The following is a 597-nucleotide window of genomic DNA, read 5'->3' on the forward strand; positions in this document are numbered from 1 at the left end:
CCGTAATCCCGTAATCCCGTAATCCCGTAATCCCGTAATCCCGTAATCCCGTAATCACTTAAGGTGATGCCATTAGCCCGGCTTGTGGATCGTGTCTATTGGTGGGCCAGTCCTACCATGAATCCAGGTCAACTGCGTTGATCCAGTGAGCTGATGAACTCCACCGCAGCTTCGACCGCTTCCTCAATATTCAGATCGCGAAAGAAATGATCTCCGCCTTCAATCACCATCAGGTACACCCTTTCATCATCGACATAGGGTTCGACATGCTCCGGAATATTTGGCTGGCGGTCATCTATCGAGCCGGCGATGACCAGCACCGGCACATCCGTCTTGGGCAAGAAGACGTGCGCGTTCCAGAATGCATTGTTCTGTTCGTAGAAGTCGTAAAAGGCTTCCGCCGAAACCGTGGCTTTCGGGCAGAAGCCAAAATCGGTCTCTGTCATTAGCTCATCGCCTCTACCGGCATCGACTAACTGTTTGGCGCGAGCGAGTACTTGCTGAAGATCGCTGTCGTAGTCCTCCTTGTAGCGTTCCGGAGAGCAGCCCTTTTAAGGTGATGTCAACCTATTGTAATCTATAGTCATCTTCTGGCGA

At 51.6% G+C, this 597-nt stretch carries 1 protein-coding gene; it reads right to left on the minus strand.

From position 1 onward, the window contains the following. Positions 1-128: 128 nt before the first annotated feature. Positions 129-446: a hypothetical protein gene (locus tag AC54T3_RS17465; RefSeq protein ID WP_496626581.1), complete on the minus strand. Its 318-nt coding sequence runs from the start codon at positions 444-446 to the stop codon at positions 129-131. Positions 447-597 lie beyond the last annotated feature (151 nt).

The sequence above is a fragment of the Halochromatium sp. NSM3 genome (assembly GCF_059621085.1).

What these genes read in the sequence shown, in the direction of transcription:
- AC54T3_RS17465 (WP_496626581.1), bottom strand. Translation starts at nt 446, where the DNA reads ATGACAGAGACCGATTTTGGCTTCTGCCCGAAAGCCACGGTTTCGGCG.